Here is a 667-nt window from a genome sequence, read left to right as displayed (position 1 = left end):
ACCAGGTTCTTTGGTCAGTAATGCTGCCGCCCTTGCGCCATGAATAAACAAGGCTCGCAGATATGTATCACCACGTTTGCTTATCCCCAGCAGGCGGATTTTCCCTCCTGAGCCAGTCTGTTTGGGCACCAGACCAACATAAGCCGCGAACTCTCGCCCTGATTTAAACGCTGATGCTTCCCCCATGCTGGCCACCGCTGCCGTCGCAATAAGTGGCCCAACGCCGGGAATATCCAGCAACCGCTTACAGGTTTCATTCTGTTTCGCCACGCTGGTAAGCTGTTTTTCAATATCCTCTATCAGTGAGTCCAGCTCATTCAGCCGGTTGTACTGGTTTTCCAGCACAGTAATGAGATACGGTGGCAGTCTCTCTTTCATCCGCTCCAGTGCTTCAGGGAACTCCCGCTCCATTGCTGCCCGACCTTTGTGAATTGTTTCACCAAATTCCAGGAGCGTGCCGTGCAGAGAATTAATCTGCATGGTGCGGAACTTAACCAATTGTCTGCGGGAACGGTGCAAAACCAGCACTGACTGTTGTTCTTCTGTTTTGACGGCGATTTCTTTACCTGGCTGCTGAACTGCCATCCAGATAGCCCGTGCATCCATCACGTCATTCTTATTGCCCATGACAAATGCCTTAACGAAGCGGGCCTGCAACAACCGGACT

The 667-nt window shown here is 51.7% G+C and carries 1 protein-coding gene; it reads right to left on the bottom strand.

What is annotated here, in order from left to right; translation table 11 throughout:
• The coding region (locus EQY_RS25730; RefSeq protein ID WP_000324958.1) for an IS110-like element ISEc66 family transposase at window positions 1-667 on the bottom strand (667 nt) is incomplete at both ends.

The sequence above is a fragment of the Escherichia sp. TW14182 genome (assembly GCF_000208525.1).
In the GTDB taxonomy this organism is placed as follows: domain Bacteria; phylum Pseudomonadota; class Gammaproteobacteria; order Enterobacterales; family Enterobacteriaceae; genus Escherichia; species Escherichia ruysiae.
This window is presented reverse-complemented; position numbering and strand designations above follow the sequence as displayed.